Genomic DNA, 26277 nt, shown 5'->3' on the forward strand with positions numbered 1-26277 from the left:
AGTATCGACATCGATCCTTCTATGTCCAGGTGTTTCCGGCCATGATTAGTACCTGGCTTTCTTTACCATATTTAAGTTCGTTCAGGAAAGTTTCCATTCCATCCTGTAAAGGTATCAATGCAATTCCCCTGCGTTGGTATTCTTTTTCTAATGTTGGCGAAACCATACCTGCACCTTTCCACGGTCCCCAGTTAATAGCCATTACCTTGCCTTGAATTTTTTGTTTTAAGGCCCAGGCATATTTATCCATTACACTGTTTGCTGCGGCATAATCGGTTTGCCCGCGGTTTCCATAAACAGAAGCAATGCTTGAGAAAAGGATCACAAATTGGGTTTCTGGCCTTAATTGTTCCGCCAATACCCTTAATGGGGTTACTTTGGTATCGAAAACACGTCCGAAAGATTCAGGAGTTTTGCTGTGGAACAGTTTGTCTTCCAATAAACCTGCACCATGTACCACGCCATCTATGCGACCATAATCTTCATAAACCTGATTGATCAAACGGGTTAACGCTTCTTCATCTTTAAGGTCTAACGATTCGTAAACTACTGTCGATCCGCCTTCCTCTAAAGTTGTAATACAGCGTAAAATCTGGTTGTTTTTGTAAATCCGATTCGTTTCCTGTTCTATCTCGGCAGGTTTTTTAATCTCGCCCTGTTTAATCACATACTGTCTGATCTCATCTTTGGTTTTTAACGAAGAGCTGGCTTCATTTGCGGAGGCAATAGGGTTTGCAGAACGGCCCACCAAAATGTACCTGCAAGGGTAATCTTTTGCGAAATGGATCATCAGTTCGGCGGTTATACCTTGCGCACCACCTAAAACCATTACTACAGCATCTTTATCCAGATGGATATGCGCATCGGTTTCGGTGCTCAATTGATGCGGTACAAGTTCCATAATGTGTCTTTTATGGTCGTTGTAAATGATCTCCGAAGGTTTATCCGGATTCAGGATTTCATTTAAGGTGATATTCGTGATTTCATCTGGCGACATTTTGGTTTCGAGACTGATAAAACGGCATTTGGTATGCTCGTATTCACGGTCTAAACTTTTAAAGAAACCCGAATAACCTTGATAATTCCGTAAGAAAGAAATATCAGATTGATCGTTAAAATATTGTTTGGTATCTGCAATTAGGTACACCCATTTTACGGTATCAAAATTTAGTTTTTTAATGGTTGCGAAATGATCGAGAATGCCTACTTTTTGCTGTGCTTCGAACATGTTCAAAATGATGAGGCCCTGATAGCCATCCAATGAGTCTTCAAAGCTCACCAGATCGGCAATGGCACCATGTTTTTCGAGCACTTTCTTGATTTTGATCGCCTGTCCGCCACCATCATCGGTTAAGGCAAAACGCTGACCTTTTAAAATGGCTGCTTCGGTGATGGTCAATGCAGCAGGAGTTAGCTCAAATCTTAAACGGGATAATTTTTCTTTAACCGTTTGGTCATCGATGCTCTCCTCAATAAGCTTTTTTGCTTCTGTAAGCACCTCCGAGCTTTCTGTTTCAACATCGGCAATCCAGTTAATCAGGGCGTTTAAGGTTTTGATTGCGGCCAGTTTTTCCATTAAATCATCAGCTTGTTCGCTTTGTGAGCCAAAACCGATTTTTTCTTTAAGTGAGGCGATAATTTCCATCCTTTTGATCGAATCGATGCTTAAATCAGCTTCAAGATCTAAATCCATGCCCAGCATTTCTTTTGGATAACCGGTTTTTTCGCTCACCACATCAAGAATGGCCGATTTTAACTGATCCAATGAAAATTTTATCTGTTCTGCTTCAATTATTGGAGTTACTGCTACAGCAGGTGCACTCACTGCTTTTGGCTGTTCGGTATTTTCTGTAAGCCAATTTACAAGGCTGCTTAAGGTTTTAAGTCCGGCAAGCTGTTCCATAATTTTATCTTCCGGAAGGTTCAATTGAGAAAAACCACCCAGTTCGGTACGTAAAGCACCGATAATTTCTACGCGTTTAATTGAATCGATACTTAAATCGGCCTCCAGATCCATTTCCATGCCCAGCATTTCCTGCGGATAGCCGGTTTTATCGCTTACGATCTGCAAAAGCACCAGTTTTAAGTCTTTTTGTGCAACCGCAGGTGTTATTACTTCGATGGTTTGCGCCTGAGGCACTTCTTGTTTTGCCGTAATCTGATTTTCGATACGGACTGGTTGAGGTGCCTGATATGATGTTAGGGGCTGGTTAACGATTTGCGAAGGCATGGCGGGAGCTTGTCCTAAAAAGGAAAGCATTACATCGCGTTGTGCCTGAATCAGCATTTTCATGCTGTGCAGGTACTCCTGCATCATCAAGTCTTTGGCTGAGCCATTAACCTGTTGATTTTCAGTTGGTATAGAGGTGTTATTCATAAGGATGATCGGTTTAGTAATAGGAGATGCACCATTTGCCGGAAGTTTACCTGTTGATGGAACAGCGTGTTGACCGTTCACATACCAGATAGCGGGACTTTTTTTATAAATTGAAGGCTCATCCAATTTGATGCTTTTAACAGAACGGCCTTCGAATAATTTTTCGAGTTTGATTTCGCGACCGGTAGCCATGTAACCAGCCAGTGTGCCCAACAAATTGCTGAGTTTATTCTGACCTTGATCTTCGGTGTGTAAAATCACTTCGTCTTTACCGATGCAAGCTTTTGTTAAACCGCTTAGCACCTTGCCAGGGCCAACTTCTACGAAAACCCTGGCGCCGGCAGCATACATATCCCTAAGCTCATCAACAAAAAGGACAGGTTTTATTAAATGGTCGGTCAAACGTTCTTTTACAGCGGCAGCTTCAGTTGGATATTCTTTTGCCGTGGTGTTAGACCATACCGGAATTTTTAGATCATTAAAGTTTACGCCAGAAAGCACTTGTTGGTAAAGCTGTTTCGATTTGGCCACCAATGGACTATGGAAAGCACAGGCCACCTCAAGCGGGCGGAAAGATATTTTGGCTTCTTTTAACACTGCAGCCAGCTGGCCGATAGCTGCTGTACTGCCCGCAATAACACATTGTGTTGGTGCATTAAAGTTTACCGGATAAACTTCTTTAATATCACCCAGGTATTGCGCAAGATCTTCCTGTTTTGCACTCACGGCAAGCATAGTGCCTGGATCGCCGTTTTCTACTGCATTTAAAATAGATTTTGCCCGTTCTGCGCTTAGGTGAACCAGGGCTTCTTCTTCAAAAGCACCAGCAAAACAAAGCGCAGGCAATTCGCCATAACTATGACCCGCAACCATATCAGGCATAATACCCAATGATTTTAAGAAGTTAGCGATTGCAAGATCAACAATACCCAATAGCGGTTGTGCCATGCGGGTATCTTTTATGCGTTCTTTTTGTGCTTTCGCATCCGCATCATTAAATACAGTATTTGGGAAAAGGATTTTTTCGTATTCAGGATAAGCTTTCAGCAGTTTTCTCATTTCAGGGAAAACCACAAAAAGATCCCTTGCCATGTTTACCCGTTGGCTTCCCTGCCCTGGGAACATAAAAGCAACCTTGCCATTCTGTTTTTGAGTAAGGTAGGTGTCTTTGCTTTCTACACCAGATAAAACAAGGTCGATTTTCATTACCAGATCTTCTGCATGATTGGCAACAATACTCAATTGAACAGGTTTTGCATTAACCGTTGCAAGGCTATATGCAATATCTTTCAGTTCGATCTGATCGTTCAGATCCAAGAGATTTTTTACCGAAATTATGTAGTTTTTGGCTTCTTCGTAAGTATCGCCCCTGAAAACAAACAGTTCAGAAGGCCACGATTTTAAGATCGAATTTTTGTTCTCAGTATTCTGAGCACTTTCCAATACCGCATGGAAATTTGTTCCGCCAAAACCAAAGGCGCTAACGCCAGCATATCTTTTTTCTTCCATCCATAAACCAGCTTCGGTATGAAAAGCAAATGGACTGGTTTGGGCGTTGTAGAAACTGTTTGGTGTTTTTAAATTGATGGTAGGTGGCTTAATCCCGTGATAAACGGACAGCGATGCTTTAATCAAGCCAGCAATACCAGCAGCACATTTGGTATGGCCAATCTGCGTTTTTACGGAGCCTAAATGTGTTTGTCCGGCGGTTGCGCCCGATTGGTTAAGCATATCAGTTAATGCACTGATTTCAGTTTTATCGCCAACTACGGTTCCTGTACCATGTGCTTCTACCAGGCCAATCAGTGATGGCGTAATTCCAGCCTGGCTATAAGCCCTTTCTAAAGCATTTACCTGTCCGTTTTTACGTGGCGCAGTTAAACCAAGGCTTTTGCCGTCGCTCGATCCACCTACACCTTTAATAATAGAATAAATCGTATCACCATCGCGTAAAGCATCGTCATATCGTTTTAATACGATCATGGCAATCCCTTCGCCGAGGGCAATTCCATCTGCTTCGGCATCAAAAGTGGCACATCTTCCTTTTTTAGAAAGGGCATGTGTGCTCGAGAACATAAGGTAATCGTTAATGCCGTTGTGCAGATCTGCTCCACCAGCCAAAACCATATCCGATTTCTCTAAAAATAACTCCTGACAAGCCAGGTCTATTGCTGCCAAAGATGAAGCACAGGCTGCATCAACCGTATAATTTCGACCGCCCAGGTTTAACCTGTTGGTGATCCTGCCCGAAATTACATTCGCCAAAATACCCGGGAAAGAATCTTCTGTTGTTTTTGGTAATATGGCATCTACTTCGGCTGGCATTTCGCCAAAAACCTGTTTGTAAAAACCTCTGAAACTATAACTGTTGGCCAGATCGTTTCCACCTTCAGCACCGATAATAACAGATACATTTTCATTGTCTACACCACCATCGGCATAACCCGCGTGCTGCATGGCCTGTTTGGCTACCATTAAGGTAAGCAGTTGGGTAGGCTCTATGGCCGCAAGCGACTGCGGTGGAATACCAAATTCTAAGGGATCAAAATCTATCCTCGGGATAAAACCGCCCCATTTAGAGTGCGACATGTCTCCTGCGGTAGAATCTGGATTATAATATAGTTCTTTATTCCATCTTTCATCCGGTACTTCGGTTACCGAATCTTTTCCTAGAATGATGTTACGCCAGTATTCTTCGAGGTTTTTAGCTCCAGGGAAAATACAGGCCATACCTACAATAGCTACATCTAAAGCTTTGGTTTTATTTTCAGGAGGTGATGAAAGTGTGGCGTCTAAAATATGTGAATAGTTGTTGTCGGCTACATCCTGGTGAAGATCGAGCAATGACATCACCTCTTTATGCATAGGTGCAATCTGACCGATCATATACATGCCCAGATCAGTTTGTTCAGCTTCGTCGATTTTTACCAGTTCATCGCCGCGTCTTTCTATGCCTTTAGCGGCAATACGTAAACGGCCAACATTTAGTGTTTCCAGTTTTGCCCAGATTTCTTTTTTATCCATTCCCTCTGCCTGAAGTTTCTGTTTTTCTTCGTTAAAGAAAGTGGCAAATGAAGAATTTAAGCACCTGGTTTCGTGCCCTGGAGCAGTTTCGAGCAGTACAGTTTCATTTGCCTGCATGGCTTCCTGCTGGAATTTATCCAAAATGGCGCCTGTGCTTACAGCTTCCCTGGTATATAGATAAGCGGTACCCATTAATACACCGATTTTCATTCCTTTGGCAGCCAAAGGAGCCGCCATTACTGAAATGAATGCAGTAGAAAAAGAATCGTGAATGCCACCGGCAAAGAAAACACTGATGCTTTCCGGATTTTCTTCCTTTAATAAACGTTCAATCTGTTTTTCCCACAATACCATGCTGGATAGGGGACCAACGTGACCGCCACATTCGCGGCCTTCGAATACAAAGCGTTTAGCACCTTCTTTTAAAAACATATCTAAAAGAGAAGCAGAGGGTACATGGAGAAAAGTTTTGATCCCGGCTTTTTCGAAGGGCTTAGCCTGCGATGGTCTTCCGCCTGCAATTAGTAAAACAGGAGGTTTCGCATTTAATATATATTCCTGTTGCTCATCTCTAAGCGCTTGTGGTGCAAAACCTAAAATGCCTACACCCCAGGTTTTTTCGCCAGCCAATTTTTTGGTTTCTTCAATCAGGTTTTTTGCCGACGCTCCTTTTAATAAGGATAACGCGATAAATGATAAGGCACCAGCTTCCGAAACTGCATCTGCAAACGGCGCTACATCGCTTACCCTGGTCATCGGCCCCTGCGCAATAGGGTAGGTGATGTTTAAATCTTTAGCAAGCGAGTTATTCGCTTTTATTATATTGATGGCTTTGGCTTGTTTTAAATGGCCGTAAATGGCTTCCTTTATGCCGAAAATCAACTTATCAAGCTTTTTATATTTGGTAACCAGATCAATCGATAGGGCAATATCCTGACCCATTGGAAGATAATTTGTTTCCAGATTGTAACCTTTAAAATGTTTTTGAAGACCATTATAATCTATATCTTCTGCCAATACCGGCGAATTTGGACGGGCCAATACGCGGGCTTTATCGATCAGTTTGGTTTCTGTTCCGCTTAACTTACCACAAACAGTTTTTAAATCTTCAGGAGCGGAACATTCTGGGAATAAGGCGAGTTGGCTATCTAAAATAATCCCTGCTGCGCCTTGAGCCATTAATGAAGCGGAAGTATGGATACCCACACCACCCTGAACCCAAACCGGAATACGTGTAATTTCTTTAATAATCCGTTGAAAAAGTACAAAAGAAGATTCGTAGGCCACACGGCCAGCACCTTCATTTCCTTTTACTATGATTCCATCGGCACCCTTTGCTTGTGCAGCCAGTGCCGATTCGAGGTCATAAACCTGATAGATAATTTTTGCAGATGTTTTACGCTTTATCACGAAATCATACGGAGCAATAATTAAACTTACCTGGGCAGGAAGATCAATGTTGGCGAATACCGCCGAATTGATGCTTACACCAAAATCTGAAATACCCAATTCTACAAGTGAATGAAGTGCGTTTTCGGTTTCGGTTATGTTGTGCCCAAGACTGAGAACCGGAAAGCAATCTGCTTTTTGTAAATTGGAAACCAATCTGCTATCAGGGATTTCGAAGGGAGTTACTCCAATAATGGCGTGTTTGTTCATGGCTTTAGATTTTGATTCTAATCTTCTGTTTGGTGGATGATTTAAGCGCAGCATAATGGTTCTTTATGCAGGCCGTAATACACAATAACACAGCTTTTTAGCGCTAGAGATAGTGTGTATGATTAATTAGACTAATATACGACTTGATTAAGTCAAATTGTTTTAAAAATTTATAAATGAATGAAGTGAACAGTCAATTGTAAAGCACCTGTTCAGTTCATTTAAAAATGAATTTTATGAACAAAATTCTTATTAATATTTTCAATTATGCTTCTATATATGGTTTATTTAAATTTTATATACAAAAGAAGCGGCCTTACATTGGGTTAATATTAATAATGGGTTAATTTATGAATTTTATTTTGTAATTGATTGATTTGTTATGCTTTGTGTTTAATTTTTATACTTTTTTTACTGAAAATCATTGAATTTTTATTTATTTAAGTTCGCGAAATAGAGTTTTTAGTCTTGCTACTTCATATTTTTTGTGTTTGTAAATTTTTAATTAAAAATTGAAGAAATTTATGTTGCGTTTTGAATTGTTTATCTTTGTAGTATTAATTAGTATCAGTAATTAAATGTTTGTTATTTTTTGTGTTTGTAGACAGCACACTTTTATTAAAAAAATGCTTAAATTTTAAAAACGCTATTCATTTTCATTTTAATTGAGAATTGTTTTTATATTCGTTTATAAATGTCGGGTAGACGTTTATTTAACCAGATTTTATAGGAAAGCGATCATGATTGATTTATTCATCAAACAGCTCTTCCAAACCTTAAGCATATGAGCATTCAAAAGTTTATTAAACCATTCATTTTTCTTGGTTTAATTGTCAATCTATCCCAGGCCCAGGAAAAAAACAATTACAAATTTGATTTTGGTACCGGAAAGGTTGCTAAAGGTTATACACCAGTTTTACCAACTGATGTTTATAGTAAAGAAAAGGGTTATGGTTTCGATTTTGATTCGAAAGCTGAGGGGGTAGATTATGGCGGGAAGAATTTTTTAACTGCCGATCTGATTAAGAGTGATAAACCTTTTTATTTTTCGATTGCGGTGCCCGAAGGGAATTACAAAATAACAGTTACACTTGGCGATCCGAAGGGGGCCGCATTAAGCACAGTAAAAGCTGAATCGAGAAGGTTAATGCTGGAAGATGTAAAAACCACCACAGGACAATCGTTAACCAAAACTTTTATTGTAAATGTTAAAGATAAACATATTGCTGATGGGCAATTGGTTTCGCTGAAGCCGCGCGAACTCACCAAACTCGATTGGGATGATAAACTTACTTTGGAGTTTGACCATCAAACCGCACTACAGGCACTCGAAATTACGAAGGTTGAAGATCAGGTTACTGTTTTCCTGGCTGGAAATTCGACCGTGGTGAACCAGGACGATGAACCATGGGCATCGTGGGGGCAGATGATTCCCCGTTTTTTTAAACCTGGTGTTGCCATTGCCAATCATGCAGAATCGGGCTTAACATTGGGCTCATTTTTAGGGAGCAAAAGATTAACGAAGGTTTTAAGTATAATGAAACCTGGCGATTACCTTTTTATTGAATTTGGACACAATGATCAAAAAGATAAAGGACCCAATGATGGTGCTTATAAATCGTATACCGAAAGGTTAAAAACATTCATTTCGGAAGTAAAGAAAAAAGGAGGAATCCCTGTTGTGGTTACCTCAACCAGTAGAAGGTCTTTTGGCCCGGATGGAAAAATCGTAAATTCTCTTGGCGATTTTCCGGATGCTGCACGTAAAGTAGCTGCCGAAGAGAAGGTTGCTTTAATTGATCTGAATGCCATGACATCGACTTTGTTTAATGCTTTGGGCGAGGAGCCATCAAAAAAAGCATTTGTTCATTATCCTGCTAACAGTTATCCTGGCCAGGATAAGGCACTGGCCGATAACACACACTTTAATCCTTATGGGGCTTATGAAATTGCACAATGTGTTATCTTAGGGATTAAAGAACAGAAATTAGGCATTGCGAAATACCTGGTTGATGATCTGCCAAAATTTGATCCGGCAAAACCAGATAATCCTGCAGATTGGCACTGGCCAGAGAGCCCCAAAAGTAGTGTAGTTAAACCAGATGGGAATTAGAATAAGTTATAAATGAAAAAGATAATCACTGCTTTCCTGCTAATAATATCCTGTAGTGCTGCCTTTGCGCAAAGCAGCTTGCAACCATTCAATTTATCGGAAGTCCGTTTGCTCGAAGGGCCGTTTAAGCAGGCACAGGAAACCGATAAAAAATACATGCTTTCGCTAGATGCGGACAGGCTTTTGGCTCCTTATCTAAAGGAGGCAGGATTAAAACCTAAAGCAGTATCTTACGGAAACTGGGAAAACACAGGTTTAGACGGGCATATCGGCGGACATTATTTATCCGCTCTGGCTTTAATGTATGCCTCAACTGGTGATGCCAAGGTTAAAGACCGAATGGAATACATGATTGCCGAACTGGATAAATGCCAGGTAAAAAATGGTGATGGCTATTTGGCAGGCATTCCAGGTGGGAAAGAAATCTGGAAGGAGATCAAAGCTGGCAACATCAGGTCGTCGAGTTTTTCGCTGAATGGAAAGTGGGTTCCTTTGTACAATATCCACAAAATTTATGCTGGGCTTTACGATGCTTATGCGGTTGCGGGTAATGCAAAAGCAAAGGAAATGCTTCTAAAACTCACCGATTGGTGTATAGATCTGGTTTCGAATTTATCTGATCAGCAAGTACAAGAACTTCTAAAAAGCGAACATGGTGGATTAAATGAAACTTTCGCGCATGTTTATGCGATAACGGGTAATCAAAAGTATCTTCAACTAGCGAAACGCTTTTCGGATCAATCTATCCTAAATCCATTGCTAAAAAATACGGATGCCCTTAATGGTCTGCACGCAAACACACAGATTCCTAAGGTAATCGGTTTTGAGCAGATCGCCTTGCTGGATAAAGACCCTTCCTGGGCGAATGCGGCTGCTTTCTTTTGGAAAACAGTAGTAGAACATAGAACGGTGGCCATAGGTGGAAATAGTGTTAGAGAGCACTTTCATCCGGCCAATAACTTTTCTTCGATGACTGAATCGCGGGAAGGGCCAGAAACCTGCAATTCCTACAATATGTTGAAGCTCACTAAACAGCTATTTTTGGCCGCGCCTTCTAATACATATCTCGATTATTACGAACGTACGCTTTACAATCATATCCTTTCTTCTCAAAGACCAGGAGGTGGTTTTGTATATTTTACACCGATGCGGCCGGGGCATTACCGTACTTATTCGAGCCCGCAGGAGAGTTTTTGGTGCTGTGTAGGCTCCGGATTGGAAAACCATGGTAAGTATGGAGAGTTGATTTATGCTCATGGCAAGAATGATATGTATGTAAATCTTTTCATTCCGTCTACCTTAAACTGGAAGGAAAAAGGTATTCAGCTTACTCAACAAACGCTTTTTCCTGATGCAGAAAATACAACGATCAAACTTCAGTTAAAGAACAAGCAACGTTTTGCCCTACATCTTCGTCAGCCGGCTTGGGTAGAAAATGGAAAAATGACTGTTTTGGTGAATGGAAAAAAAGTAACCACCAAAGGTAATGCGAATGGGTATGCCAGTATCGATCGTGTTTGGGCTACCGGTGATGTGCTTAACATTTCCTTGCCCATGCACACCACCACTGAGTTTATGCCCGATGGTTCTGATTGGGTGGCCTTTCTTCGTGGCCCGGTTGTGCTTGCTGCGGCGATGGATACATTAAATCAACCTAATTTATTAGCCGATGGCAGTAGGATGGGGCATATTGCTTCAGGGCCATTATTCCCGATTAGCGATGCACCACTCGTTACAGGCGCTAAAAATACCTTAGCAAATGAAATTACTTTGACTGATAAAAACAGTTTAACCTTCAGTGCTCAAAATGCGATCTATCAGCCAAAATACAAATCTTTAAAATTGGTTCCTTTTTACACCCTGGCCGAAAAGCGGTATGTGGTTTATTTTCCTTACAGCAGCGCAGAAGCATTGCCGGAACGTGCAAAGGCGATTAAGTTGGCAGAAGAAGAAAAAATGAAAACGGAACAGCGTACCGTCGATCTGATCAACACTGGAGAACAGCAGCCAGAATCAGACCACAATTTTAAGGGTGAGCAAACCGATAACGGAACGTATCAGGAAAGGCATTTTAGAAATGGAAAAGCATGGTTTAGTTATGTGCTTAAAAACAAAGATTTATCGGCAAATAAGCTGAGCTTAACTTTTTACGGAAAAGAAAAGAATAAAAACTTTTCTATTTTGATTAATGGCGTTGTAATTGAAAAAGTAAAGCTGGATGGAAGCAAAGGTGATATTTTTTATACACAGGAATACCAAATCCCCAAAGAACTATTAAAAGCAGATTTAGAACTGAAATTTGTTGCCGATCAGGGATCAGCTATTGCAAATATATATGAGGTGAGGTTGGTGAGATAGATAGCTGGCGTCATTTCGTCTTATTCCGTGGTCTGTGGGGACACAGACCACTAGCATTTTCAGACCGATTGTCCTCCTGAACTTGTTTTATTAGTTGTGTTTATTGTGTTCAATGGTCTAATAGCTACTTCGTGGTCAGGATCTATGAGGAAGGTTTTTGAAGTGGATATGTGTAGACTATAAAGATGCTGAAACGAGCCCAGCATGACGTGTGGAGGGGATTTATCAAGGTAGATTTCTCCACTGCGGTCGAAATGACGATGAATTAAAGGCGATCGTCCTCCTGAAATTGTTTTAGGATCTATGATGGAGTTTTATACCAAGTTTGATGGGGTGCTGAAACGAGTTCAGCATGACGCGTGGAGGAGATTTATCAAGATAGATTTCTCCACTGCGGTCGAAATGACGATGAATTAAAGGCGACCGTCCTCCTGAACTTGTTTCAGGATCTATTATGGAGTTTTATACCAAGTTTGATGGGGTGCTGAAACAAGTTCAGCATGACGCGTGGCAGGTAAATTGATGTGATTTAACAAAGTAGTCTGTGCGGACACAGATCACGGGTGGATTATCCAATGCGATCGTCCTCCTGAACTTGTTTCAGGATCTTGTTTGAGAAAGTTTTATACTTCTTTAGCATGTTTTATTGCTTTAATAAGGTTTCCAGTTCTTTTTTCTTAATTGTTAATATGGTTCCGTGCCTTAAACCTTTTGGTAAGGAGATTTTATCAGAAACATCGGTCCAGTTTTTTAAATCTGCAGATTGGATTGCGCCATATTTATGGTCGCGGTACTTATCAAAATACACCATCCAGTTATTGCCAATTTTTAAGGTTGTTGGTCCTTCGGCCCAATAATTTCCCGTAATTGGATTTCCCGCCTTGCTGTAAGGACCAATTAATTGATCGGCATATGCTATTTTGATATTCTTTTGAGCAGGCTCGCGGGTCTCGTCTTTTAAAAACATAATAAACTGTTTCCCGTTTTTTACAATAGTAGCATCAATTACATTAAAACCTGGGTCGTAAAGCAGTTTAGTTTCCGAATAGGTTTTGAAATCTTTGGTGGTAACGTAATACATTCTGTGATTGTAACCGCTTTCTTCAGTTGAGGCCGTTTCATTAAACTTGCCTGTAACCGTTGTAGCCCAATAAATCATATAAGTTTTGGTGCGGCTATCATAAGTGATTTCAGGTGCCCAGGTATTTCTTGCAGCATCTTCTTTAGCCATTACCGGTAAAAACTGCTGCTCGCTCCAGTTAATCAGGTCTTTCGAACTGGCATAACCAATACCTTTATCCTTCCAGCTTACTGTCCAAACCATGTGAAATAAGCCATCAGCTCCTCGGATAATACAAGGATCTCTCATCAATTTATCTTTGCTTACCTTAGGTGTTAGGAATGATTGGTCATTTTTAAGCGCGGTCCATTTGTATGCATCGTTACTATAGGCCAGGTGCAACCCGTCTTCCCCGTTACCTTTAAAATATGCAAAGAGATAAACCTCCTTTTTCGACTGTGCCTGGGCATTAAAAAAAGCCGATAGTAAGATTATAAAAAGATATATGCGTTTTTTCATCATTTTATTTTAATTCGAGTACCACAACCGATTGCGCAGGCAACTCAACTTTAAGCGAATTTCCTGATTTTTTTGCGCCTGTAAATTTTGCATTGTGTACTTTGTTAGAATCGCTAAATGTATTTACATCAGTAAGTTTGGCTGAGGTTAAAATCTGTCCGGTAACGGAGCTCCATTTTAAACCATCTAAAACGGTACTTAAGGCAATTTTCTTGTTTGGATCTAAGTTTACCAACGAAATATGAATAGCGCCGTTTGCATCCTGAGAGGCAGAAACATTTAAAGCCGGAATTTTTTGATCGCCTACAGTATAATCAGGGCTGGTAAAGGCAATCGGTAGATATTTGGCATCCTGATGCACTTTGTACAGATCAAAAACATGATAAGTAGGGGTTAAGATCATTTTATCCTTTTCGGTTAAAATTAAGGCCTGTAAAACATTAATAGTTTGTGCCAGGTTGGCTACTTTAACACGATCGGAGTGGTTATTAAAGATATTCAAAGTGGTGCCAGCAATTAATGCATCGCGTAAACTGTTCTGTTGATACAAGAAACCAGGGTTTGTTCCAGGTTCTACATCCGTCCAGATTCCCCATTCGTCGACCACTAAGGCCACTTTCTTTTCAGGATCGTATTTATCCATTATTGCTGAGTGTTTGGTTACCAGTTCTTCCATTTTTAAACAGTTTTTCATGGTCGAAAAGTATTGTGCCTCATCAAATTTGGTAGCTGATCCTTTTTTGCCCCAGTTTCCGGTTGGGATGGTGTAATAGTGTAAAGTTAATCCCCACATCTGGTTGCCGATGTTTTTCATGCAGGTTTCTGTCCAGTTGTAATCGTCGGAATTTGCACCGCTGGCAATTCTTTTTAGCGGAGCGCCCGGATAATTACGTGCATAAGTGGCATACCTGCGGTATAAATCGGAATAATAAGCAGGCGTCATGTTTCCTCCGCAACCCCAGCTTTCGTTACCCACACCCCAGAAAGAAACTTTCCATGGTTTTTCTCTACCATTTTGGCTGCGGATAGCCGTCATCGGACTTACACCATCAAAATTTAAGTATTCTACCCATTTGGCCATTTCTTCAACGGTTCCGCTGCCCACATTACCTGCAATGTAAGGTTCGCAATCGAGCATCTGACAGAGGTCTAGAAATTCGTGTGTACCAAAACTATTGTCTTCAGTTACGCCGCCCCAGTTGGTATTTACCATTTTCGGACGTTGATTTCTCGGCCCTATGCCATCTCTCCAATGGTATTCATCGGCAAAACAGCCGCCTGGCCAGCGCAGGTTTGGAACTTTTATCTTCTTTAAAGCATCTACAATATCTAAACGGATTCTTCCTTTATTGGGAATAGTCGAATTTTCATCCACCCAAAAACCATCATAAATGCAGCGGCCCAAATGTTCGGAAAAATGACCGTAAATGTGTTTGCTCACCATCTGATCACCAGCAGCTTTAATGGTTAGCTGGGTCTCGCTTTGTGCATGCACTAAAATAGAACTGCAGAATACAGCAGCAGATAAGATAAGTTTTTTCATCATGATCTCGTTAAATCTATTGGTTAAATGGAATTTTGATAACGTTAAAAGAATAAGGTTTTAAAGTGATGTTGAGTTTTTTACCTTTTAGGTTGATGGCGTTTTTTTGGGGGCTAACCGCTTCGGGATTTTCGAAAGAGTTGAGTTGATTTAGGTTACTGTTTGCTATTTCTTCGTTAGTGGCCTTGCTTTTTAGTTTCATTTTTCCTTCCAGGTCGAAATCGATGTTTTGTGCCTGATCGGAGTTGTTGGCAATTTTAATGATCAATTCTTTTTTGTGCTGATCGGTTACCGCAGAAGCGTAAAGCCCATCCTGGCCGATAATGTTCTTCTCATCAAGCGTAATCGAAACTACATCGGTTCCTTTATTGGTAGAAAACTGTTTCTGTACATAATAATCAGGTGTTCCGTACGATTTTAAATTATCTACCCAGATCATATCGGGTGCCCATTGCCAGGCATCAATATGGGCAAAAAGTGGCGCGTATGAAGCCATTTGTACCACATCGGCATTGCGTTCCAAGCCTGTCATTAACGAAGCAGACGCCAACGCACTTTGCCAGTTGTTTCTGTTGCTGCCAACAAAATTTTTATCCGCATGAACGGCGTATTCACCAACAAAAATCTTGCTTCCGTTTCTTGGGTAATTATCGTAACGCCCAGCATTTTTTAAAAACCAATCGGCAGGGCGGTAATAATGCTCGTCTATAAAATCGGCGTTGTTATTTCTTAAAGTGGTATTTAGTAAGTTAAAACGATCACCTTCAGGATCGGTACCCGAGCTGTTGATCAGTTTAAAATCTGGATATTTAGCTTTTATGGCTTTAGTGAAAATGGCTACTCTTTCCAGATACTGTGGCCCCCAGTTTTCGTTTCCAATACCCATCATTTTTAGGTTAAAAGGTTTTGGATGACCAAGATCAGCCCTCATTTTTCCCCACTTGGTACTTACATCGCCATTGGCAAATTCGATCAGGTCCAAAGCATCCTGTACATAAGGATCGAGTTCGTCAAGAGCCGCTACTTCAGCTGAATTAAACTGACAGGCCATACCGCAATTTAATATCGGTAATGCATCCGAACCTATATCTTCTGCCAGTTGGAAATATTCGAAAAACCCCAGACCAAAACTCTGGTAATAATCTGGTGCCGGGCGGTGGGCAAATTCAGTATTCCAGCGGTTCATAATCAATTGCCTGTTTTCGATCGGACCAATGGTTTTTTTCCATTGATAACGATTGGCAAGATCGGTTCCTTCCACAATGCAGCCGCCTGGGAAACGGATAAAACCTGGTTTCATATCGGCTAATAATTGCACCATATCTGCCCTTAATCCTTGCGGACGGTTTTTCCAGGTATCGCCAGGGAACAGCGAAATCATATCCAGATCAATGTTTCCATTTCCTTGAAATAAGATTGAGAACTTAGCTTTTGGATCGGTTTCAGTAGCGGTAAAACTTGCTGATTGTTTTTTCCAGTCGCCACCCGTTTGGTCCGGTGTTAAACTTCCCTGTCCGATAATTTTATTGTTCGCATCTTTTAATAATAGTACGAGTTTAACCCCAGGCTTTGATTGACGGTACATGATCGAAAAATCGTAGCGAAGCCCTTTTTTTACGCCGATACCTTTAAAGCCTTCGTTTAGCAGTTCGAAATCGTCAGTTTGTTTTTTTACCTGTAGGTACCTTGGATTGGCGGTGTTTACTTCCTTGCGGTTTACCACCAAAATTTCACCTTCCTGTGGTCTTTTGCGTTGGATGGTCCAGCCCATCAGCGGTTTTGCGAATTCGAAAGAGCGGTTTTTGATCAGTTCGGCGTAAATGCCGCCATCAGCACCAAAGTTAATATCCTCAAAAAAAACACCCCACATATTCGGCTGCACCTTGGCAATAGAATGGTCTGTTTTAACTTTGATTACTTTTGCAGTTTGCGCCTGCATTTCTGGGATATATCCAATTCCAATTGCAGCATACGCTATGCATGCCGAAAACACACTTTTTACAGGGTAATTTAATTTCATACGGTTTAATATTTGGAAGATCTAATGGTAAAAGTAAAATATTTAAAATAATAAACGTCATTTGAACATTTATTTTTTTCTTCATTGCTGATTTTGTCGATAAATTCTACAATCTTAGCATTAGGGAAAATGATCTAAGCAACAGAAATAGTGATGGAGGTAGTAAAAGGGTTTAGTAAAGTAACTTTTTACTTGATGTTTAAAATTTATTTTGCCGAAACCTTTAAAATCTTTCTTATAACATATTGTCATCATCAAAAAGCAGGATACTACAGGATGCACCTTAAAGATATACTATTTACATTCGACATGAATCATTTAATGGCTGCTACCCAGTGGCCGTATGATCCACTAACCAATAACACATGATGAGCCTTCTTTTCTTCAGTATTCAAATATTGACTATTTTAATCAGCAGGGCTTCTATGTGCAAAATAGCTGGTTCACATGCTTGATAAAAGGACTATGAATCTTAAAAAATATACTTTGCTTGGCTTTTTAAGTGCAGCAACCCTCTGTGGTTCGGCGCAACAAAAAGCTGCAGATAAACAATCGGTTAAACTCTTTTTTGAGAAATCGTACCTACAGGTAGACCGCAGTTATTACAGCACTGGAGAAGATGTTTGGTTTAGCGCCTATTTGGTAAATGGAAAAAGCAGCAGTTTAACCGCTACCAGCAATAATTTATATGTGGAGCTGCTTTCGCCAAAATCGGAAGTTTTAGACCGGAAAATGATCAGGTTGGATGGTGGACTGGGAAAGGGAGATTTTAAGCTGAAAGATTCTATTCCTTCTGGTTGGTACGGCATTAGGGCTTACACCAATTGGATGCGAAACTTTGGTGATGATTTTGTTTTCCAGAAACGGATCCACATTAGCAATAATATTGTCGAAAACGCTTCTTATTTTACGCGTAATCCGGTCAAAAAAACAGATGTTTCCAATTCGAAAAAATCGATTGCATTTTTTCCGGAGGGCGGCTCGCTGGTTGAAGGATTAACCAGTATTGTGGCCTTTAAAACCAATGATGATGCTGGGAACGGGATTAAAGCTACAGGTAGTATAATTTCGTCAAAAGGCGATACCGTAACTACTTTTCAAAGTACCGATGCGGGCATGGGCATTTTTGCTTTTACGCCCAAAGCGGATGAGAAATATAAGGTTGAGGGCTTTTATGGCAAAGAAAAATTTTCGTCTGAAATGCCCTTAAGCCTTAAAAAAGGCCTCTCATTACATATTACTACCGATTCTTTAAATATCAAAGCAAGTATTAGTGCCAACGCGTTGATGTTTGGCGAGTTGAAGGATAAAAGCATTACGCTCGTAATTAAACATGCCAGCGATAATATTTATTCCGGATCGATCAAATTAACTAAAGCTACAGTATCGGTATCTATCCCAACAAAAGGTTTTCCTAATGGTATTGCAAGTATAACCTTGCTAGATGACCAGAACAGACCTCATTGTGAACGGCTTATTTTTATACAAGACGAAAATAAGGTCAATTTCTCGATAACCCCAAACAAAACAGCTTATAAACCAAGAGAGAAAGTGCTTATTAGGGTAAAAGCAACCAATTTTCTTGGTCAGCCAGCTAAAACGGCATTTTCCTTAGCTGCTGTTGATGGACTTATTCCGGATGATGGAAATGATATTGTTTCGTATCTGATGCTGCAATCGGAGGTTAAGGGAGATATTAAAAACGCTGCACAATATTTTGATGCTAAAAATCCATCTCGTTTAAAACAGCTCGACTTATTGTTGCTTACCCAGGGCTGGAGAGATTATATCTGGCGAAAACTGGCCGATTCGGCCATTAAAATAAGTTATTTGCCTGAGCCTGGCATCACAATTAAAGGATTGGTAAGAGAGAAACTGGCCGATAAGCCCATTCCGAATATGAACATTACCCTGTTTGGCACCAATTTTACAGGCAATAAAATCTTTACGACGAAAACCGATCAGAGCGGACGATATTTTCTGGATGGGCTCAGCTGGTATGGCAATCAAGCGGTGAAAATTTCATCAAAAGATGATAAAGGGAAAAAAGGTGGCTGGCTGCAGATTGATACGCTGATTAAACCTTTAAATTTAGCACCTTTAAAAACGATTTCATCTGGAATTTCGAACACCCTGAACGTAGAAATCGGTAAACGCATGGATTATAACCGTACTTACAAGTTTGGCGATTCGATCAGTTTAAACGATATTGAGATTAAAGCCGCTCAAAATAACAAGGTGGTGCTGTTTCAGGATGTACTTACCTCATTCGGGTATCCCGAGGAAGTTTTCAACATTACGGCAGCCGATTATTCTTACAAGGGATTGGAACATTTCCTGTTAACAAAAGCTAAAGGAAGTTATCCGGCAGAAGAAAACGATAGTTTGGGCAACGAAGGAGTCACTTTTCTCGCCAACGGAAAAAAAGTTAGGCCTGTTATTAAGGTAAATAACCGAGAGGAGCTCTTTACCGAACGCTTAGATTACTACAGCTTAACTATGGATCAGATTAACCAGGTTCGAATTCAGCATTTATTAAATAGTACTGGAAAAGATGTGTACCTGATTAGCCTAAATTTGAAAGATGAGGCCTTGCGTGGACCAAATTTAGACTTGCTAAACCTCAATTTAAATGGTTATTATGCTGCAAGGACTTTCTATTCACCAAATTATAGCAGTCCGGCAACACCAAATAAAGATTTACGAACCACTATTTTTTGGTCCCCAGCTGTAAAAACCAACGAAAACGGCGAAGCAACCATCACTTATTTCAACGGAGATAACAAAGCCGATATTTTGATCAAAGCAGATGGAATTACTGATAAAGGAGTGGCTGTAGCGGCCAAAACAGTCTATAAAGTTCAATAACCAATTAGATAAGCTATGAATCAACCCTATATTTTAATTAGAATTATAAGCCTTTATGATTAAAACCATTATAGCATCCTGCTTCATTATTAGCTTATTCTGTACTACTCAGCTTTTCGCTCAACGTGAAATGGAAACGCTCGGCAGAGGTGTTGTGGCCGTACACATGCCTGGCGATAGTGTTTTTGTCAGCTGGCGGGTTTTAGGTACCGATCCCGATGACATTGCTTTTAATCTCTACAGGAGAACAAACCATTCAGATCCTGTAAAACTGAATAAAACACCAATAACCGGAGCAACAATTTTTACGGATAAAAAGATAGATTTTACTGTTGAAAATCAATGGTTTGTAAAACCCATTATCAATGGGAAAGAAAACACAGAAAGTGCTGCTTTCACCTTGCATCAAAATACGGAGGCAAAACCTTATTTATCTATTCCCTTAAAAACACAGGCAGGTTATACCCCAAACGATGTTTCGGTCGGAGATTTAGATGGCGACGGGGAATATGAAATTGTTTTACACCAGGTGGGTATAGGAAAAGATAACTCGCAGGCGGGTATCACAACAGATCCCTTACTGGAGGCGTATAAATTAGATGGTACGTTTTTATGGCGCATTAATTTAGGAAAGAATATCCGTGAGGGCGCGCATTATACCCAATTTATGGTGTACGATTTAGATGGAGATGGCAGAGCAGAAGTTGCCTGTAAAACAGCTGATGGCACTATGGACGGAAAAGGGAAGTTTATAGGCGATACCACTAAAGATTGGCGGAACAAAAATGGATACATTTTAGCAGGGCCGGAGTTTTTAACTGTTTTTGATGGCTTAACCGGAGCAGAAATTACCACCGCGCAGTTTAATCCCCCACGTTCGCCAAATCTCGAACCCTCAACCGAAGAATTAAAAAAAATCTGGGGTGATGGATATGGAAACCGAATGGACCGTTTTTTGGCTGCAATAGCTTATCTCGATGGAAAACATCCCAGTTTAATTATGAGCAGGGGCTACTATACCCGAACTTTTATTACCGCTTGGGATTTTAAAGGTAAAAACCTGCACAAAAGGTGGGCTTTTGACAGTGGCGAACCCGGAAATAAGGGCTATAGCGGGCAGGGAAACCATAATTTAAGCATTACAGATGTAGATAATGACGGCAAAGATGAAATTATTTATGGTGCCATGACCATTGATGATAATGGAAAGGGCTTGTACACCACTGGTTTAGGGCACGGAGATGCATTACATGTTGGCGATCTGGATCCGGACCGACCAGGATTAGAGGTTTTTGATATTCAGGAAAAATTTTCTGATGCCGGAGCAAGCTTCAGGGATGCCAGAACCGGAGAAATATTATGGAAGAAAGCATCTGTAAAAGCCGGCGAAGATGGCGAAGGACCTGGTAGGGGACTAGCTTTAAATATCGATCCAAGGTATAGAGGTTCAGAATGCTGGGTTGCAGGTGCAGGCATAACCGGAATGTTCGATGCTAAGGGAAACAAAATTTCGTCGATTACCCCGAGTATTAACTTTGGTATTTTTTGGGATGGGGATTGCCAGAGTGAAATTCTAAATGCTACGGCTATCGATAAATGGGATTACGAAAATACCAAAACGGTTAGGTTGCTCAATGCAAGGATATATAACTGTTTATCAAACAATGGCACTAAATCAACCCCGGCTTTATCGGCTGATATTTTAGGTGATTGGCGCGAAGAAGTGATTTATCGCACCGCCGACGCCAGCGAATTGAGGATATTTACCACTACCATTCCAACAACGCACCGTTTTTATACCTTCATGCACGATCCGCAATACCGTTTGAGTATTGCATGGCAAAATGTGGGCTATAATCAGCCCCCACATACCAGTTTTTATATGGGCGACGATATGAATAAACCACCAAAGCCAAATATTAAACTAATTGAGTACCATAAACAGATTTTAACCAAACAAGAATGAAAAAATATAGCTTTATCCTGGCGGGAATGATCATCATCATTTCATCTTTCGCCTTTATTGCGCAGCATAAACCCGCTCTTCATACCATTGGCGATTCTACAGTCCGCAACTCAAACAAAGAAACCTGGGGCTGGGGAACACCGATTGCGTCCTTATTTGATACGACAAAAATTCATGTAGAGAATAATGCCATGGCCGGAAGAAGTACCCGCACCTTTTTATCGGAGGGCAGGTGGGACAAAGTTTTGGAAACATTAAAACCGGGTGATTTTGTTACCATGCAGTTCGGTCACAACGATGGAAGTGTTCCTGATACCACAAAAGCAGGAAGAAGAGGGGTGCTAAGAGGCACCGGTGAAGAAACCAAAGTACTAACCTGGCCCGATGGAAAAGTAGAAACCGTACATACTTACGGTTGGTATATCCGCAAATTTGTGCGCGAAACCAAAGCAAAAGGCGCTACACCGATTGTACTTTCGATGATCCCAAGGAATGTTTTTAAAGATGGTAAAGTAGTTCGAGCCAATAACGATTTTGGGAAATGGGCCGCTGATGTAGCCAAAGAAGAAAATGCCTATTTCATTGATCTGAATAAAATAACTGCCGATAAATATGATGCGCTCGGTCCGGATAAGGTAAAACTGTATTTCCCGGGCGACCATACCCACACAAATTTAGAAGGCGCAAAAGTTAACGCGGCCTCTGTTGTAGAAGGAATCAGGGAATTAAAAGACTGTAATTTGAAAAAGTACCTGCTTTAATAAAGGAGAAAGACTAAAGCTGAAAGACCAAAGGCAATGACCGAAAAATGCGTCATCTCGACTGTAGCATAGCGGAATGGAGAGATCTATCTAGATAGATTTAGCTTCGCTGAGCCTTCGGGTTCTCGACTTCGTTGCCCTCCGCTCGAAATGACGATTCCAAAATAATCTGTTTAATCAAACCGCTAACGGTAAATTTAATAAACTAAGCATGAAACCAATAACAACATATTTAAGCATTGTTCTCTTAGCAGCATTCATTATTTTTTCTTCCTGCATCATCTTAAAACAGCAGGCAAAACCCACTTTATTCCTCATTGGCGATTCGACCGTTAAAAATGGAAAAGGTAAAGGCGACGGCGCTTTATGGGGCTGGGGAAGTTTTATCGGAAATTTATTTAATTCCGAGAAAATCAATCTCGAAAACGATGCACTTGGCGGTACCAGCAGTCGTACTTTTCAAACCAATGGCTTGTGGGATGCTGTTTTGGCAAAAGTGAAAAAAGGAGATTTCGTGATGATGCAGTTTGGTCATAATGATAGCAGCCCATTAGACGATACTTCCCGTGCCCGTGGTACCATAAAAGGCATCGGAACGGAAAGTAAAGAAATTTATAACCCGATTAAGAAAAAGCAAGAAGTGGTTTATACTTATGGTTGGTACCTGCGCAAATTTATCAGCGATATTAAAGCTAAAGGCGCAACAGCGATTATATGTTCACCGATTCCGCGCAATCCGGTTAAAGATAATGTTATCGTTTTAGCCAACGATAGTTATGCAGGTTGGGCCGAAGAAGTCGCAAAGGCCGAAAAAGTCGATTTTATTCCATTAAACCAGATCATTAAAGATAAATATGCCACTTTAAGCGCAACTGAAGTGAAGACCTTTTTTACCGAGAAAGACCATACGCATACTAACGAAGCAGGAGCGAAGTTAAATGCAGCAGCTGTTGTAGAAGGCCTGAAGAAATTAAAAAACAATAAACTGAATAGCTACCTGAAATAACCATCGGGCAGGATACTACAGGATGCTTTACTGCCAATATTATATTATTTTAACCGCCTAACCAAATACCAGCGGTGATAAACCGTCTAATTTTATGCATATACAGGTTAACCGGGTTTTCAAAGTGCTGATCGGCATTGCTTTTATATTTTTAAGCATCACGCAGATACATGCCCAAAGCATTTCGCTAGCTGGCAAATGGCATTTCAAAATTGATGCTAAAGATGAAGGGGTTAAAGGAAAATGGTACTCAACCGTTCTTCCCGAATCCGTTAATCTGCCAGGCTCAATGGCCGAAAACTTAAAGGGCGATGACATTACCCTTAAAACAAAATGGACTGGAAGTATTTACGATAGCTCGTACTTTTTTCATCCCCGTTTGGAAAAATACCGTAAACCAGGTAACCTGAAAATACCTTTCTGGTTAACTCCTGCCAAACATTATACAGGCGCAGCATGGTATCAAAAAGATATCGAAATTCCTGCCAATTGGAAGGGTAAAAGACTGGTGTTATCTTTAGAATATCCTCATTCAGAAACAAAGGTTTGGATAGATGATATCGAAATTGGAACACAGTATACCTTTGTAGTTGCGCAAAATTTCGAACTCCCGGCAAATTTAAAAGCAGGAAAACATACGATAACGCTCTTAATAGACAATCGCATCAAGACCATAAATGTTGGGCAGGATTCACATAGTTTAACCGACCATACACAGGGAAACTGGAATGGTGTAGTAGGTAAAATGGAACTGGTGGCCGGCTCTCCCGTGTATTTTGAAGATATTCAGGTTTACCCCGATTTAAAGAACAAATCGGCCAAGGTTAAAATCCAGCTTAAAGCCAATGCTAAGCAATCCTCCACCGGAAAAATTACGCTTACTGCTACAACTTTCAATACCAAAAATGCACTTCAGGTTAAGCCTGTAACCGCAGTTTATCAAATTACAAATGGTGACGGTGCTTTGGAAATCAATTTGCCAATGGGCGATAAAATAGCCACCTGGGATGAGTTCGATCCGGCATTGTACCGTTTAACAGCTACTTTACTATTGAAAGATGGTAAAAAAGACGAGAAAAAGCTACAATTCGGTATGCGTGAGTTTAAAGCCGTAGGCAGAACTTTTGAAATTAACGGCCGGCCGGTTTTTTTACGCGGAACTGTTAATAATTGCGAATTTCCGTTAACCGGTTATCCATCAATGGATGTTGCCGCATGGGTACGCATTTTTAAAATTTCAAAGGCTCACGGGTTAAACCACATGCGTTTTCATTCGTTTTGCCCCCCAGAAGCAGCTTTTATTGCTGCCGATCAGGTCGGTTTTTACCTTCAGCCAGAAGGACCAAGCTGGGCCAATCACGGTACATCTATCGGAGATGGAAAACCAATCGACCAGTTTATCTACGACGAAACCAATCGCATGGCTAAAAGCTATGGCAATTATGCATCCTTTTGCATGATGGCCTATGGCAACGAACCACGGGGAAAGCAAGTGGAGTACCTTACTAAATTCAATAATTATTGGAAAGCTAAAGATTCTAGAAGATTGTACACTGGGGCATCGGTTGGTGGCAGCTGGCCAGTTATTCAAAACAATGAATATATGGTGCGTGCAGGTGCCAGGGGTTTAGACTGGGGTAGAAAACCAGAAAGTATTTCTACCTATGCCAAACAGATCGAACAGTTTAACGTGCCTTTTGTAGCACATGAAATGGGACAGTATTGTGCTTTCCCTAATTTCGTTGAAATAAAAAAATATACTGGTGTTTATCGTGCGAAAAACTTCGAAATGTTTCAGGAAGATCTTAAAGACCACGATATGGCCGATCAAGGGCATGACTTTTTAATGGCTTCGGGTAAATTACAGGCCCTTTGTTATAAAAATGAAATCGAAAAAGCATTGAGAACGCCGAATTACAATGGTTACCAGTTATTGTCGCTAAATGATTACCCAGGACAGGGAACAGCACTTGTTGGCATTTTAGATGCGTTTTGGGATGAAAAGGGTTATATCACAGCTAAAGAATTCAAGAGTTTTTCTAACAGTACAGTGCCTTTGCTAAAAGTTTCAAAATTTGTTTTTACCAATAACGAAACCTTAGCAGCTGCAGTAGAAGTGGCACATTTTGGAAAGGCACCAATTGAAAATGCAAAACTCTCTTGGACACTCAAAGATGACAGTGGCACAAATGTGGCAAAAGGCAGTTTCAGTCCTAAAACCTTAGCAGTTACCAATTGTATTACCATCGGAGAAATTAAATTTCCGTTAAATAATATTACAAAAGCAACAAAACTAAAACTGGAGATTACCATTGATGGAACTGAATTTGCCAACGACTGGAGTTTCTGGGTTTACCCTGTGCAATTGCCACAGGTTAAAAGCAATGTATATTACTGTACCAGTTTAGATGACAAAGCCCAATCTGTTTTGGCCGAGGGAGGCAATGTCTTTCTCAATGCAGCAGGCAAAGTAGTGAAAGGAAAAGAAGTGGTGCAAACTTTCCTACCTGTTTTTTGGAATACCTCGTGGTTCAAAATGCGCCCGCCACACACTTTAGGTATTTTATGTGATCCAAAACACGCCGCTTTTAATAATTTTCCGACCGATTTTCACAGCGATATGCAGTGGTGGGAAATCGTAAACAAATCGCAGGTGATGAACCTTGAAGATTTCCCTTCGGGATTTAAACCAATTATTCAACCAATTGATACCTGGTTTTTGAACCGCCGTTTGGCACTGGTTTTCGAAGCAAAAGTAGGTAAGGGGAAATTGGTGGTTTCGAGTGCCAATCTATCACCTGATTTAAAAGATGCACCTGCCGCGCAGCAACTTTATTTCAGTTTACAGCAATATATGATGTCTGCCGGGTTTAATCCAAAATATGAAGTGGCTTTTAATACCGTGAAAGATATCTTCGAAAGCCCGTCGAAAATTCAGTTCGATACCTTTACAAAAGATAGTCCGGATGAGTTAAAAGTAAAACCAAAAACCAATTAAGATAA

11 protein-coding genes are annotated in these 26277 nt (G+C 40.6%); 7 read left to right on the forward strand and 4 right to left on the reverse strand.

Features of this window, described 5'->3' with window-relative positions:
* Positions 1-19: 19 nt before the first annotated feature.
* Positions 20-7060 (reverse strand): SDR family NAD(P)-dependent oxidoreductase, encoded by a 7041-nt coding sequence (locus AC07VK_RS00975; protein WP_492957685.1) that lies wholly within the window; start codon positions 7058-7060, stop codon positions 20-22.
* A gap of 784 nt (positions 7061-7844) precedes the next feature.
* Here AC07VK_RS00975 and AC07VK_RS00980 point away from each other — a divergent pair.
* Together AC07VK_RS00980 and AC07VK_RS00985 are read left to right on the forward strand one after the other, a co-directional pair.
* Positions 7845-9173 carry a rhamnogalacturonan acetylesterase gene (locus AC07VK_RS00980; protein ID WP_492957687.1) on the forward strand — a complete coding sequence of 443 codons (1329 nt, stop codon included), beginning with the start codon at positions 7845-7847 and terminating at the stop codon, positions 9171-9173.
* Between the two features lie 12 nt (positions 9174-9185).
* Positions 9186-11531, forward strand: a complete 2346-nt coding sequence (locus AC07VK_RS00985) for a beta-L-arabinofuranosidase domain-containing protein (RefSeq protein WP_492957689.1) — start codon at positions 9186-9188, stop codon at positions 11529-11531.
* 643 nt (positions 11532-12174) lie between these two features.
* Here the strand turns inward: AC07VK_RS00985 and AC07VK_RS00990 are convergent.
* Genes AC07VK_RS00990 through AC07VK_RS01000 form a run of 3 tightly spaced genes read right to left on the reverse strand, consistent with a single transcriptional unit; the run spans position 12175 to position 16673 of the window.
* Entirely contained in the window at positions 12175-13113 is a 939-nt protein-coding gene (locus AC07VK_RS00990; RefSeq protein WP_492957691.1) for a glycoside hydrolase family 43 protein, read from the reverse strand.
* 1 nt (position 13114) lies between these two features.
* Positions 13115-14656 carry an alpha-N-arabinofuranosidase gene (locus AC07VK_RS00995; protein ID WP_492957693.1) on the reverse strand — a complete coding sequence of 514 codons (1542 nt, stop codon included), beginning with the start codon at positions 14654-14656 and terminating at the stop codon, positions 13115-13117.
* Between the two features lie 13 nt (positions 14657-14669).
* Positions 14670-16673, reverse strand: coding sequence for an alpha-L-arabinofuranosidase family protein (locus AC07VK_RS01000; RefSeq protein ID WP_492957695.1), 2004 nt, complete (start codon positions 16671-16673; stop codon positions 14670-14672).
* Between the two features lie 465 nt (positions 16674-17138).
* On the opposite strand from AC07VK_RS01000, the gene AC07VK_RS01005 reads away from it, so the two are divergent.
* From AC07VK_RS01005 to AC07VK_RS01025, 5 genes are all read left to right on the forward strand, one after another.
* Complete coding sequence (locus tag AC07VK_RS01005; protein ID WP_492957697.1) at positions 17139-19541, forward strand: carboxypeptidase-like regulatory domain-containing protein; 2403 nt, start codon at positions 17139-17141, stop codon at positions 19539-19541.
* A 55-nt stretch (positions 19542-19596) separates the two neighbouring features.
* Positions 19597-21507 (forward strand): rhamnogalacturonan lyase, encoded by a 1911-nt coding sequence (locus AC07VK_RS01010; RefSeq protein ID WP_492957699.1) that lies wholly within the window; start codon positions 19597-19599, stop codon positions 21505-21507.
* Positions 21504-22268: a rhamnogalacturonan acetylesterase gene (locus AC07VK_RS01015; protein WP_492957701.1), complete on the forward strand. Its 765-nt coding sequence runs from the start codon at positions 21504-21506 to the stop codon at positions 22266-22268. The genes AC07VK_RS01010 and AC07VK_RS01015 overlap by 4 nt, the downstream gene beginning before the upstream one ends.
* 211 nt (positions 22269-22479) lie before the next feature.
* Positions 22480-23274, forward strand: coding sequence for a rhamnogalacturonan acetylesterase (locus AC07VK_RS01020; protein WP_492957703.1), 795 nt, complete (start codon positions 22480-22482; stop codon positions 23272-23274).
* A 94-nt stretch (positions 23275-23368) separates the two neighbouring features.
* A complete protein-coding gene (locus AC07VK_RS01025; RefSeq protein ID WP_492957705.1) occupies positions 23369-26272 on the forward strand; it encodes an exo-beta-1,4-galactosidase in 2904 nt (967 codons plus the stop codon).
* The last annotated feature ends 5 nt before the right edge of the window (positions 26273-26277 follow it).

This window comes from Pedobacter sp. GW821-FHT01D05 (assembly GCF_059422505.1).

Coding starts and splice junctions, on each gene's coding strand:
- AC07VK_RS01000 (WP_492957695.1), bottom strand. CDS start 16,673: ATGAAATTAAATTACCCTGTAAAAAGTGTGTTTTCGGCATGCATAGCG.
- AC07VK_RS01005 (WP_492957697.1), top strand. CDS start 17,139: ATGAATCTTAAAAAATATACTTTGCTTGGCTTTTTAAGTGCAGCAACC.
- AC07VK_RS00995 (WP_492957693.1), bottom strand. CDS start 14,656: ATGATGAAAAAACTTATCTTATCTGCTGCTGTATTCTGCAGTTCTATT.
- AC07VK_RS00985 (WP_492957689.1), top strand. CDS start 9,186: ATGAAAAAGATAATCACTGCTTTCCTGCTAATAATATCCTGTAGTGCT.
- AC07VK_RS01015 (WP_492957701.1), top strand. CDS start 21,504: ATGAAAAAATATAGCTTTATCCTGGCGGGAATGATCATCATCATTTCA.
- AC07VK_RS01025 (WP_492957705.1), top strand. CDS start 23,369: ATGCATATACAGGTTAACCGGGTTTTCAAAGTGCTGATCGGCATTGCT.
- AC07VK_RS00975 (WP_492957685.1), bottom strand. CDS start 7,060: ATGAACAAACACGCCATTATTGGAGTAACTCCCTTCGAAATCCCTGAT.
- AC07VK_RS00980 (WP_492957687.1), top strand. CDS start 7,845: ATGAGCATTCAAAAGTTTATTAAACCATTCATTTTTCTTGGTTTAATT.
- AC07VK_RS01020 (WP_492957703.1), top strand. CDS start 22,480: ATGAAACCAATAACAACATATTTAAGCATTGTTCTCTTAGCAGCATTC.
- AC07VK_RS01010 (WP_492957699.1), top strand. CDS start 19,597: ATGATTAAAACCATTATAGCATCCTGCTTCATTATTAGCTTATTCTGT.
- AC07VK_RS00990 (WP_492957691.1), bottom strand. CDS start 13,113: ATGATGAAAAAACGCATATATCTTTTTATAATCTTACTATCGGCTTTT.